Annotated in this window: 11 protein-coding genes; 5 read left to right on the forward strand and 6 right to left on the reverse strand. The window is 72.5% G+C overall.

Features of this window, described 5'->3' with window-relative positions:
* Positions 1 to 42: 42 nt before the first annotated feature.
* Positions 43 to 1,542: a PLP-dependent aminotransferase family protein gene (locus tag ACFWRV_RS35925; RefSeq protein ID WP_384340323.1), complete on the reverse strand. Its 1,500-nt coding sequence runs from the start codon at positions 1,540 to 1,542 to the stop codon at positions 43 to 45.
* A 102-nt stretch (positions 1,543 to 1,644) separates the two neighbouring features.
* On the opposite strand from ACFWRV_RS35925, the gene ACFWRV_RS35930 reads away from it, so the two are divergent.
* The 4 genes from ACFWRV_RS35930 to ACFWRV_RS35945 all read left to right on the forward strand — a co-directional run bounded on the left by ACFWRV_RS35930 (position 1,645) and on the right by ACFWRV_RS35945 (position 5,182).
* Positions 1,645 to 2,364 carry a YitT family protein gene (locus tag ACFWRV_RS35930; protein ID WP_384340325.1) on the forward strand — a complete coding sequence of 240 codons (720 nt, stop codon included), beginning with the start codon at positions 1,645 to 1,647 and terminating at the stop codon, positions 2,362 to 2,364.
* Entirely contained in the window at positions 2,361 to 3,122 is a 762-nt protein-coding gene (locus ACFWRV_RS35935; RefSeq protein WP_384340327.1) for a glycerophosphodiester phosphodiesterase, read from the forward strand. Before ACFWRV_RS35930 ends, ACFWRV_RS35935 begins: the two co-directional genes overlap by 4 nt.
* Positions 3,123 to 3,168: 46 nt before the next feature.
* Positions 3,169 to 4,542, forward strand: a complete 1,374-nt coding sequence (locus tag ACFWRV_RS35940; RefSeq protein WP_384340328.1) for an MFS transporter — start codon at positions 3,169 to 3,171, stop codon at positions 4,540 to 4,542.
* Between the two features lie 265 nt (positions 4,543 to 4,807).
* Complete coding sequence (locus ACFWRV_RS35945; RefSeq protein WP_003959706.1) at positions 4,808 to 5,182, forward strand: RNA polymerase-binding protein RbpA; 375 nt, start codon at positions 4,808 to 4,810, stop codon at positions 5,180 to 5,182.
* A gap of 92 nt (positions 5,183 to 5,274) precedes the next feature.
* Here ACFWRV_RS35945 and fxsA read toward each other — a convergent pair whose 3' ends face one another.
* From fxsA to ACFWRV_RS35965, 4 genes are all read right to left on the reverse strand, one after another.
* The gene (fxsA, locus tag ACFWRV_RS35950; protein ID WP_384340330.1) at positions 5,275 to 5,883 is read right to left on the reverse strand and encodes an FxsA family membrane protein; all 609 of its coding nucleotides are present in this window, start codon (positions 5,881 to 5,883) and stop codon (positions 5,275 to 5,277) included.
* A gap of 90 nt (positions 5,884 to 5,973) precedes the next feature.
* Entirely contained in the window at positions 5,974 to 6,741 is a 768-nt protein-coding gene (locus tag ACFWRV_RS35955) for a polyprenol monophosphomannose synthase (RefSeq protein ID WP_384340332.1), read from the reverse strand.
* 484 nt (positions 6,742 to 7,225) lie between these two features.
* A complete protein-coding gene (locus ACFWRV_RS35960; RefSeq protein WP_384340334.1) occupies positions 7,226 to 8,872 on the reverse strand; it encodes an amidohydrolase in 1,647 nt (548 codons plus the stop codon).
* 56 nt (positions 8,873 to 8,928) lie between these two features.
* Positions 8,929 to 9,369, reverse strand: coding sequence for an Lrp/AsnC family transcriptional regulator (locus ACFWRV_RS35965; RefSeq protein ID WP_015607305.1), 441 nt, complete (start codon positions 9,367 to 9,369; stop codon positions 8,929 to 8,931).
* 202 nt (positions 9,370 to 9,571) lie between these two features.
* Between ACFWRV_RS35965 and ACFWRV_RS35970 the strand changes: the two genes are divergently transcribed.
* Complete coding sequence (locus ACFWRV_RS35970) at positions 9,572 to 9,967, forward strand: hypothetical protein (RefSeq protein WP_384340336.1); 396 nt, start codon at positions 9,572 to 9,574, stop codon at positions 9,965 to 9,967.
* Between the two features lie 431 nt (positions 9,968 to 10,398).
* On the opposite strand, the gene ACFWRV_RS35975 is transcribed toward ACFWRV_RS35970, so the two are convergent.
* Positions 10,399 to 11,571 carry an acyl-CoA dehydrogenase family protein gene (locus ACFWRV_RS35975; protein WP_384340338.1) on the reverse strand — a complete coding sequence of 391 codons (1,173 nt, stop codon included), beginning with the start codon at positions 11,569 to 11,571 and terminating at the stop codon, positions 10,399 to 10,401.
* Positions 11,572 to 11,925 lie beyond the last annotated feature (354 nt).

Here is an 11,925-nt window from a genome sequence, read left to right on the forward strand (position 1 = left end):
GGCCTGATGGTCCGCTCCCCGCCCGCCGCTGTCAGTCAGCCCTCAGGCCACGAAGGAGCGCGGGGTGTCGGCTCCCGCACCCGCCCCGGAGCGCACCAGGTCCACCGCGGCGGCCAGGCGTACGGCCGCCTCGTCGGCGACCGGACCGCTCACCGTGAACGGCAGTCTCACGTATCCCTCGAAGGCCCCGTCGACCCCGAAGCGGGGGCCCGACGGCACGCGGACTCCGACGCGTTCGCCCGCCACCGCCAGCCGGGATCCGGAGATGCCGCCGGTGCGTACCCACAGGGTCAGTCCGCCGCGCGGCACGGCGAACTCCCAGTCCGGCAGCTCCCGGCGCACCGCCGCGACCAGGGCGTCCCGGTTCTCCCGCGCCTGGCTCCGCCGGACCTCGACGGCCTGTTCCCAGCCGCCCGTGCCCATGAGCCAGTTGATGGCGAGCTGTTCCAGCACGGGGGTGCCCATGTCGGCGTAGGCGCGGGCGGCGACCAGGCTGCGGATGACGTCCGGAGCCGCGCGCACCCAGCCGATCCGCATGCCGGCCCAGAAGGCCTTGCTGGCCGAGCCGACAGTCAGGACCGTGCTGCCGGCCGGGTCGAAGGCGCAGACCCGGCGCGGCATGTCGATGTCGGCGTCCAGGCGGAGTTCGTTCATGGTCTCGTCGACGACCAGGACCGTTCCGGCGGACCGGGCCGCCTCCACCAGTTCGCGGCGACGCTGTTCGTCGGCGAGCGCGCCGGTGGGGTTGTGGAAGTCGGCCACCACATAGGCGAGCCGGGGCGCGGCGTCCCGCAGCACCTGGCGCCAGCGGTTCATGTCCCAGCCGCCGAGCCCTTCCTCCATCGCGACCGGGACGAGCCGGGCACCCGTCTCACGCATCAGCTGGAGGATGTTGGCGTACGAAGGGGACTCGACGGCGATCCGTTCGCCGCGGCCCGCGAAGAGGTGACAGATCGCGTCGATGGCGCCCATCGCACCGGTGGTGACCATGATCTGTTCGGGCATGGTCGGGACGCCGAGCGCGGTGTAGCGGTCGGCGATCATCTGGCGCAGGGCGGGCAGTCCGGCCGGGTAGTCGCCGTGCGTGTGGGCGTACGGCGGCAGCTCCTCCAGCGCCCCCTGGACAGCGCGGGTCAGCCAGGGCTCGGGCGCGGGCAGGGCCGCGCAGCCCAGGTCGATCATCGAGCCGAGCGATTCCGGCGGCAGCGGTTCGAGGCCGCGGGCGGGCAGCGGGTTGCCGGCCGGGACGGCGGTCCAGCTGCCCGCGCCGCGCCGGGACTCCAGGAACCCTTCGGCGCGCAGTGCCTCGTAGGCGGCGGCGACGGTCGTCCGGCTCACCGACAGGGCGAGGGCCAGTTCGCGTTCGGCGGGGAGCCGGGCGGCGACCGGGACCCGGCCCTCCAGGACGAGCAGCCGTACGCCGTCGGCGAGCGCGCGGTACGCGGGCGGCTTGCGGCCGCCGGGTCCGGTGGGCCGGGCCTGCTGTGACCGGAGCTGCCGGGCGAGCTGGGCCGCTCCGACCGTCGATGTCCACTGCGCCATCGAAATCAGTCCACCTTCCTCGAATTGGCCATAGTTGGTGGCCGATCCCCTGCCACAGAGTGACATGAAGCAGTCCACCACCACTACCTCAGGGGGCGCAACGTGGCCAGGACCACCGACCGGAGCACCACTCACCTCACCCGGCGGCTGGTCCAGCTGTACGCCGGTCTGGCGCTGTACGGGGCGAGCTCCGCACTCCTGGTGCGCGCGGGTCTGGGCCTGGAGCCGTGGGGTGTGCTGCACCAGGGCCTCGCGGAGCGGACCGGGATCTCGATCGGCGTCGTGTCGATCATCGTCGGCGCGGTGGTGCTGCTGCTGTGGATCCCGCTGCGCCAGCGGCCGGGGCTCGGCACGGTCTCGAACGTCTTCGTCGTGGGGCTGGCCATGGACGGAACGCTCGCCGTGGTCGGCGATCCGGACGCACTCGGCGTCCGCATCCCGGTGATGGTGCTCGGCATCGTCCTCAACGGCATGGCGACCGGGCTGTACATCGCGGCCCGGTTCGGGCCGGGGCCGCGGGACGGGCTGATGACCGGGCTGAACCACCTCACCGGCCGCTCGATCCGGCTGGTCCGCACGGCGATCGAGGTGGCGGTCGTGGTGACCGGCTTCGTCCTGGGCGGCTCGCTGGGGGCGGGCACCGTGCTGTACGCGCTGGCCATCGGCCCGCTGGCCCAGCTCTTCCTGCGGATGTTCGCGCTCCCCGCGCCCGCCGCCGCGCAGGTCACCGTCGCCCCGGACGAGCCGTCCACCCCCGCGCCGGCCGCCGGTTCCGGGCCCGTTGCCGCTCCGACGTCCGGGCAGGCCATACTGCCGCAGTGAAGCCGAGCCACCCCTATCTGGACCACCCGACGCCGATCCCCTTCGCCCATCGCGGCGGGGCGGCGGGCGGCGTGGAGAACACCATGACCGCCTTCCGCCGGGCGGCGGAGGCGGGCTACCGCTACTTCGAGACCGACGTGCACACCACGGCGGACGGCCGGCTGGTCGCCTTCCACGACGCGACGCTGGACCGGGTGACCGACGCCCGGGGCCGGATCGCCGAGCTGCCCTGGAGCGAGGTGAGCCGGGCCCGGGTCGGGGCCGGCGAACCGCTCCCGCTCTTCGAGGAGCTGCTGGAGGAGTTTCCCGAGGCCCGCTGGAACGTGGACCTGAAGGCCGAGTCGGCGCTGGAGCCGCTGCTCGCCCTGATCCGCCGCACCGACGCCTGGGACCGGATCTGCGTCGGCTCGTTCTCGGAGGCCCGGGTGGCTCGCGCGCATCGCCTGGCGGGGCCCCGGCTCGCCACCTCGTACGGGGTGCGCGGCGTCCTGGGCCTGCGTCTGCGGTCGTACGGCATCCCGGCCCCGCTGCGCGCGGGCGCGGTCTGCGCCCAGGTGCCGGAGCGGCAGGGCGGTATCCCCGTGGTGGACGCCCGCTTCGTCCGCACGGCGCACGCGCTCGGGCTCCAGGTGCACGTCTGGACGGTGAACGAGCCGGAGAGGATGGCGGCGCTCCTGGACCTCGGTGTGGATGGCATCATGACCGATCACATCGAGACGCTGCGTACGGTGCTGAGCGAGCGGGGGGCATGGTCCTGACGCCCGATCCGTCCGCGTCCACAGGGGACGAGCGAGGGGACGCGGCGTGAGCACCGGGACCACTGGAACGGCCGATCCGTCCGGACAGCCGCCGGGCGACGAGGCGGCGGCCGCCCGCAAGCGGGAGCAGCACGGCTGGTACTTCTACGACTTCGCGTGCTCCGTCTACTCCACCAGCGTGCTGACCGTCTTCCTCGGTCCGTATCTGACGTCGATCGCGAAGGCGGCGGCGGACCCCGACGGGTTCGTGCACCCGCTGGGCATACCCGTGCGCGCGGGCTCGCTCTTCGCGTACTCCGTCTCGGCCTCCATCGTGGTGGCCGTGATCCTGATGCCGATCGTGGGCGCGGCGGCGGACCGTACGGGGCGCAAGAAGCCGCTGCTGGCGGCGGCCGCCTACACCGGGGCGGCGGCGACGGCGGGAATGTTCTTCCTGGACGGCCACCGCTATCTGCTGGGCGCGTTCCTGCTGATCGTGGCGAACGCGTCGATCTCCGTGTCGATGGTCCTGTACAACGCCTACCTGCCGCAGATCTCCGAGCCGGAGGAGCGCGACGCGGTCTCCTCGCGTGGCTGGGCCTTCGGCTACACCTCGGGCGCCATCGTCCTGGTCCTCAACCTGATTCTGTACACCGGCCACGAGTCCTTCGGGCTCGCGGAGTCCGACGCGGTGCGGATCTGTCTCGCGTCGGCCGGTGTGTGGTGGGGCGCGTTCACCCTCGTCCCGCTGCGCCGGCTGCGCGACCGCCGGGTGAGGCCGGACGGCGAGGGAGCGGTCGGCTCCGGCTGGAAGCAGCTGCGGGCCACCCTGCGCGACATGCGGCGCCACCCCTTGACGCTCTCCTTCCTGCTGGCCTATCTCGTCTACAACGACGGGATCCAGACGGTGATCTCGCAGGCCTCGCTGTACGGCTCCGAGGAGCTGGGCCTGGATCAGACGACGCTGATCGTCGCGGTGCTGCTGGTGCAGATCCTGGCGGTGGCGGGGGCGCTCGGCATGGGACGGCTCGCCCGGACGTACGGCGCGAAGCGCACGATTCTGGGGTCCCTGGTCATCTGGACCCTGATCCTGCTCTCCGCCTATCTACTGCCCGCCGACGCGCCGGTGTTCTTCTTCGTTCTGGCGGCGGCGATCGGACTGGTGCTGGGCGGGAGCCAGGCCCTGTCCCGGTCGCTGTTCTCGCATCTGGTGCCGCGCGGCAAGGAGGCGGAGTACTTCTCCGTGTACGAGATGAGCGACCGCGGACTGAGCTGGCTGGGGCCTCTGGTGTTCGGTCTGGCGTACCAGCTGACCGGCAGCTATCGGGACGCGATCATCTCGCTGGTCGCGTTCTTCGCCCTCGGCGCGGTGCTGCTCGCGCGGGTCCCGGTGAGGCGTGCGGTGGAGGCCGCGGGCAATCCCGTGCCGGAACGGATTTAGACGTTGAAGTCAAAGGCCGGTAGTATACGTCTTTGGCCTGCCCGGAGGACCGTTACTGCCAGTGGAAACGGCTCAACCGTTGGGTGACAACATCCACCAGAGGTGACAAACCGGGCATGGGCGGGTACTCAACCCAGATAAAGCAGCGGCACGACGGGCGACGTATGACCCGCAACGGGAATCTTTACCGCCGACCGGACGTTGACCGGATGACGACGACAGCGACATTTTGTCCTGTGGGCGACAAGCCCGGGAGGCACGATTCATGAGTGAGCGAGCTCTCCGCGGCACGCGACTTGTGGTTACCAGCTACGAGACGGACCGCGGCATCGATCTGGCCCCGCGCCAGGCGGTGGAGTACGCATGCCAGAACGGACATCGATTCGAGATGCCGTTCTCGGTAGAGGCAGAGATTCCGCCGGAGTGGGAGTGCAAGGCGTGCGGCGCCCAGGCACTCCTGGTGGACGGGGATGGCCCCGAGGAGAAGAAGGGCAAGCCGGCGCGCACGCACTGGGACATGCTCATGGAGCGGCGCACCCGCGAGGAGCTGGAGGAGGTGCTGGCCGAGAGGCTGGCGGTTCTGCGCTCCGGAGCCATGAACATCGCCGTGCACCCGCGGGACAGCAGGAAGTCTGCCTGACCGCGTAACACCGCACAGCAGCACCAAGAGCCGCGGGCCGTGACACAGAACGTGTGTCACGGCCCGCGGCTCTTCGGCGTGCGCCCGTCACGTCACGGCGTGAGGGGCGGGCGGGGGCCCTGGGGGTCGTCGTCGGGTCCGCCGGGCGCCTGCGAGCCGTCCTCGCGGATGACCTCGCCCTGGACCACCTTTCCGTCCGGCCGGTGCATCCTGGCCTGCTGGAAAGCGTCCGAGAGGCTGCCCGGCGTCGCGGCCCGCATCCGGCTCTCCAGCGAGCGCTCCGCGTACCGGCTGATCATGCTGCGCACCGGCGGTACCAGCAGGATCAGCCCGGCCGCGTCCGAGATCAGGCCGGGGATCAGGAGCAGCAGTCCGCCCAGCATCAGCAGCCCGTTGCCCCGGGAGCCCTTGCCGCCCGTGGGGGCGGCCGGTGGCGTGGCGGGCGCGCCGGGCTGTCCCGGCATCTGCTGGAGCGTCTCGGTGAGGTTCTTGAAGGCGCGCCGGCCGGCGCTCTTGATGACCACGGCGCCGAGCACGGCTCCGGCCACCAGGATCAGCAGGACGGTGAGGCCGCCCGCGGCCGAGGCGACCAGGGTCAGAAGCCAGATCTCCAGCACCAGCCAGGCGGCCAGGGCCAGCGGCAGGAATCTACGGGCGCGCGAGCGCCGGGGACGGGTCGGGGGCGGAGTGCCGGTCGTCATGCCCCCAGTGTGCCCGCAACGGCGTGCAAGCGGCGTAAGGGGGTGATCATGGACCGGCCCCGACCGCCCCGGATCGCCGGCCCGGGAGCGTCAGAGGGTCTTGCGGCCCAGGACCTTGTTCGCGCGGGAGGTGATGCCCCAGCCGGTGACCCGCCACAGCGCCTCGACGAGGATGTCCCGGCTCATCTTCGAGTCGCCGATCTCCCGGTCGACGAAGGTGATGGGGACCTCGACCACGTGATAGCCCGCCTCGACCGCGCGGCGGGCGAGATCCACCTGGAAGCAGTAACCCTGCGAGGCGACCTCGCCCAGTCCGAGGCCGTTCAGCGTCTCGGTGCGGAAGGCGCGGTAGCCGCCGGTGACGTCCCGGACGGAGAGGCCGAGGGCGAGCCGGGAGTAGAGGCTGCCGCCGCGCGAGATCACCTCACGGCTCCTGGGCCAGTTGACCACGCGTCCGCCCGGCACCCAGCGGGATCCGAGGACCAGGTCGGCGCCCTTGAGCGCGGTGAGCAGCCGGGGCAGCTCCTCGGGCTGGTGGGAGCCGTCGGCGTCCATCTCGACGAGCACGCCGTAGCCGTGCTCGGAGCCCCAGGCGAAGCCGGCGAGGTAGGCGGCGCCGAGCCCTTCCTTGCCCTTGCGGTGCAGGACGTGGACCTGGTCGTCGGCCGCCGCGATCTCGTCGGCAGCCTTGCCGGTGCCGTCGGGGCTGTTGTCGTCGGCCACCAGGATGTCGGCGTCCGGGACGGCGGTGCGCACCCGGTCCACGATCGGCTTGATGTTCTCGACCTCGTTGTAGGTCGGAATGATCACCAGAACCTTGCCGAGCGGGCCGAACTGCCTCTGACCGCCGTCGTTCACTACTGCCCCTTAGAGTCCGTACACAGAGGGACACCATATCCAGCGCACGGGCCGACGGGACTCGCCCCCACGGTGGAACTGCGGATCGGGGCCCGGCGCCCTTCGGGCCGACCTGGGACCCGCTGGCTGCGGGTCGACCGAAAGCCGTTGTCTACTGAACGTCCGGGCCCCACCCGGGTCCCACCCTCCGTCCGGCTGAACCCTTCCCTCGCCCCCGAGGCGCGGGCGCTGAACCTGGCTGTCAGCGGTGGTGCGCCGGTGCGGCACACCACCCCATGACCCAGCGGCGTTCGACGACTGCGTGGAGGTTTAACCGGTCGGACGTCCTGTGGTGGACCCGGCCGAACCTACCGGCCCGTGGGCGCTTTCTGTCAACAGCCGTGCGACCTGCGAATTTTTCTGAAATGGCCTGGTCAGTGCCGAAGGGGCGCAGGTCGTGGACCGGGGATCGGGCCATCGATCGGCGGTACGAAATGTCCCGACGTCACTCGTTCGGTCGCACGTAGACCGTTTGTCCGAGGACCACGGTCCGCAGGCAGACGGGAAGGTCGGCCCCGGGGGTGAGATCCGGCAGGCCGGGCGTGCCGGACCGGGGGTCGGTGGACCAGCGGGCGACCCGGTCGTCGGGGGCCTGGACCAGGAGTTCCGCGGTGCGCCAGACGGCGTAGTCGGCCGGGGCGCCGGGCACCAGGAGGCCCGCGTCGTCGCGGCCGATGGCCCGCCAGCCGCCCCGGGTGTGGGCGGTGAACCCGGCGCGGACCGAGACGCGGTGCTCCGGGGTGCGGTGGTGGGCGGCGGCCCGCACGGTGCCCCAGGGGTCGAGCGGCGTGACGGGGCTGTCGGAGCCGAAGGCGAGCGGCACTCCGGCGCGCAGCAGCGCCGCGTAGGGGTTGAGAGTAGCGGCGCGCTCGGTGCCGAGGCGCTCCGCGTACATCCCCTCCGGGCCGCCCCAGGCGGCGTCGAAAGCGGGCTGGACGGAGGCGGTGAGGCCCAGTTCCGCGAAGGCGGCGATCGTCTCGGGGGTGAGCATCTCGGCGTGTTCGACGCGGTGGCGGGCGGCCCGGATCCGGTCGAGGCCGAGCTTTTCGGCGGCGGCCCTGACCCCGTCCACCACGGCGCTGACCGCTCCGTCGCCGATGGCGTGGAAGCCCGCCTGGAGGCCCGCCTCGGTGCAGGCGGTGACATGGGCGGCGATCCGGGCGGCGTCCAGGTGGGCGGCGCCGGTGTGCGGGGCGTCCGCGTAGGGCTCGTGGAGGCAGGCGGTGTGCGAGCCGAGGGAGCCGTCGACGAAGAGGTCGCCGGCCGCGCCGATCGCGCCGAGTTCGCGGATGCGACGGGCGGCCTTCTCGTCCGCGATCTCCTCGGCCCAGAGGCCGAAGACGCGCGGCCCCGGCCGCTCGGCGGCCAGCGCGAGGAGGGCGGTGAAGTCCTCCTCGTCGGAGATCTCGGGCCCGCCGCACTCGTGGACGCTGCCGATACCGAGGGAGGCGGCGTGGTCGAGGGCGGCGCGCTGGGCGGCGGCCCGCTGGGCGGCCGGCAGCGCGTTGTGGGCGGCGGCCCGTACCGCGTGGTGGGCGTCGCCGGTCAGCGGCCCGTCCGGGTGATACCCCGTCATCGCGGTGACCCCGGGGACGAGGTCCAGCAGGGCCGTCGTGGCGACGGCGGAGTGCACGTCGATGCGCGGCAGGTACAGGGCCCGACCGCCGGCCGCCTCGTCGAGTTCGGCGCGCGAGGGGTGCCGCCGCTCGGGCCAGCGGGCGGCGTCCCAGCCGTGTCCGAGCAGGACGTCCCCGGCGGCGCGACCGTGTCCGAACGCGCGGACGAGGCCGAGCGCCTCGGGCAGCGTGCGGGCGTTCGAGAGGTCGAGCCCGGTCAGGGCCAGGCCGGTGGCGGTGGTGTGCACATGGGCGTCGGTGAACGCCGGGGTGACCAGGGCGCCTTCGAGGTCGACCACCTCGTCCACACCGCTCGCGAAGGCGTCGGCGGCCCCCTCGGAACCCACCCAGGCGACATGCCCGCGTTCGACGACCATCGCGGTGGCGAACGGGTCGGCGGGGCTGTGGACATCTCCGCCGCGCAACAGCACGGTGCGGTGGTCGGGGGCGCTCTGGGGGGCGGTGCTCTGGCTCATGGGACCAGTCTCGCGCCTGCCGGGACCCGCCGGTCCCGCGACCCCCCTGAGGCCTCTCAGACTCGCGGGGGCCGGGCCTCGTACGGGGTGGACAGGACGACGGTGGTCCGGGTGGAGACGCCGGCGAGCGTGCGGATCCGGGTGAGCAGGTGTTCCAGCTCCAGCGGGGTCGCCACGCGCACCTTGAGGATGTAGTTCTCGTCCCCGGCGACGCTGTGGCAGGCCTCCAGCTCGGGCACCCCGGCGAGCCGTTCGGCGATGTCGTCGGGTGCGCTCGGGTCGAACGGCTTCACCGAGATGAACGCGGTGAGGGGCAGCCCGACGGCCTCGGGGTCGACGACCGCGGCATAGCCGCGGATCACCCCCCGCTGCTCCAGCCTGCGGACGCGCTGATGAACCGCCGAGGTGGACAGGCCCGTGGCCTTGCCCAGGTCGGTGTAGCTCATCCGCCCGTCCTTGACGAGCAACTCCACGATCTGACGGTCCAGCTCCTCCATGCGGATCAACCTATGGCCCCGGACACCGCTCGGCACAGTCGCGGAGGTCACGGAACGGCACCTGCGGGCGGCATGTGACGAACGCCACAGGATTGCGGGTCGGTAGCGGGCCGCCTCGCGGTTACCGGCCATGCGCGACGGGAAGTGCTTGCTGTGGCCGAGGCCGTGGCGCCTTGTCGGCCCACCCGAGGGGGGAATTTCCATGCAGAGCCTGAAGCTCACCGAACGTACCGAACCGGAGCCTGTCGATCCGGACGACGACGGCTTTGACGCGTACGACATGTTCGAGATGGTCCGGGTGATCTGCCCCGACTGCGCCCAGCCCATCGCGCTGCTGGCCGACGAGGACGTCCTGCCGGAGCACGCCCGGTGCCCCTCGCCGTGGAACCCCTTCGTCCTCACCGTCTGCGCCGGAACCGGCCGCGGCGCGAGCGACGCCCGGCCCGCGGACGAGACGCTGGAGCTCCAGGAGCAGGAGACCGGGCTGCTGCTGACGCTCCCCCAGGGTCTCGACTGGCGGATGCAGCCCTTCTCGCACGCCGGAGGACCCGGCTCCCGTCCGCTGCGCGTGCCGCGGATGCGGCACGAGGCCGCCTGAGCGATCCGCCGTACGCCCTGCCCAGCACCACGACGGCCGGCCGCCGTGGTGCCTGCGGCTCTCCCAGCCCCCGGTCGCCCCGGCGCCGGGCGCGGGCCCCCGCGAACGAGCGCTCGAATCGGCGTGACAGTGACCCGGGCCCGGCCTGCCGCGTTGGCCCCGTATGACCATGCTGCACACACCAGTCGGTTCGGGTCGCCGTCGGCTCGCCGCACCCGCCCTCGAAGAATCGGTTCCGCAGCCGGGAACACCCACGCAGCCGCTGCCCCGCTCCACGGGGACCTCGCCCATGGGCGCCCCCGCGGACCCACCGATCTTCAGCGCACTGCTCAGACAGTGGGAGAGCGCGGGCCGGACCCTGCCGGGCCGTCGCGACCCGGAGTGGATCCAGGCCGCGGCGCTGCCCGCCTGGCCGGAGGGGCCGCTGCGGTTCAGCGCGTCTCGGGACCTGCGAGGTGGCGGGCGATGACCATGCGCTGGATCTGATTGGTGCCCTCGACGATCTGGAGCACCTTCGCCTCGCGCATCAGCCGTTCGACCGGGAAGTCGAGCGTGTAGCCGTATCCGCCGAGCACCTGGACGGCGTCGGTGGTCACCCGCATGGCCGCGTCCGTGCAGAACAGCTTCGCCATGGCGGCCTGCCGGGAGAAGGGCTCCCCCGCGTCGCGCAGCCGCGCCGCCTCCAGATACAGCGCCCGGCCGGCCTCGATCTGGGTGGCCATGTCGGCCAGCATGAACCGCAGCCCCTGGAAGTCCGCGATGGGGCGGCCGAACTGGCGCCGGTCGGTGGCATAGCGGACGGCCTCGTCCAGGGCCGCCTGAGCCACCCCAATCGCGCAGGCGGCGATGCCGAGGCGGCCGGAGTCGAGCGCGGACAGGGCGATGGCGAAGCCCTGGCCCTCCTCGCCGATGCGCCGGTCGTCGGCGACCCGCACGCCGTCGAAGTGGAGCTGGGCCGTGGGCGAGCCCTTCATCCCCATCTTCTTCTCGGGGAGAGCGGCGTTCAGTCCCTCGGCGTCGCCGGGGACGAGGAAGGCCGTGATGCCGCGGGGGCCCTCCACGCCGGTACGGGCGAGCACGGTGCAGAAGTCGGCGACACCGCCGTGGGTGATCCACGCCTTGGTCCCGGTGATCACCCACTCGTCCCCGTCGCGTACGGCCTTGGTGCGCAGCGAGGCGGCGTCGGAGCCGGAGGCGGGCTCGGAGAGGCAGTAGGCGCCCAGCAGGCCGCCGGAGAGCATCGCGGGGAGGTGTGCGGCCCGCTGCTCGTCGGTGCCGTATCCGGCGAGTGCGTGGCAGGCGAGGGAGTGGACGCTGACGCCGAGCCCCACGGTGAGCCGGGCGGCGGCCAGTTCCTCCAGAACCTGGAGGTAGACCTCGTAGGGCTGGTCACCGCCGCCGTGGGCGGAGCCGTACGGGAGTCCGAGCAGTCCGGCCTCGGACAGGAGGGTGAAGACCTCGCGGGGGAAGACGCCCGCTTCCTCCTCCTCGGCCGCCGGGGGAGCGATCTCCTTGGACACGATGTCGCGGACGAGCGCGACGAGCTGCCGGGACTCCTCGGTGGGCAGACGGCGTTCCACCGGATGCGGGGCACGGTCGGACATGACGGCGCTCTCCTCCCTGTCGGGCGTTGCGACGGTCGCGCGCTCGGGGTGTGAGAGGCGCCGCCGGGTGATCTCCCGGAAGAGACCCGGGAAAGACAGACTGCCCAGCCGATCCTGCCCTCCCGGGTCACGGGTGGCGCGGTCATCGGTTGTGGCGCGTTGAGTATGCCCGATGGGAGGCCTTCCGTCACGGGGGCAACGGGCAGGTCGGAGGCCTGAAGAGGCCCTGAACGATCAGGGCCTGGGCGGCACGTTCTTCTGGGAGCTGAGCGGTGACACCGGGAACGGCGAGCTGATCACGGCGATCGACTAGCCGGCCGGAACGGCTGTGGGTGGCGGGCCGCCGGCCCGCCC

This window comes from Streptomyces sp. NPDC058576, from assembly GCF_042718715.1.
Classification (GTDB): Bacteria; Actinomycetota; Actinomycetes; order Streptomycetales; family Streptomycetaceae; genus Streptomyces.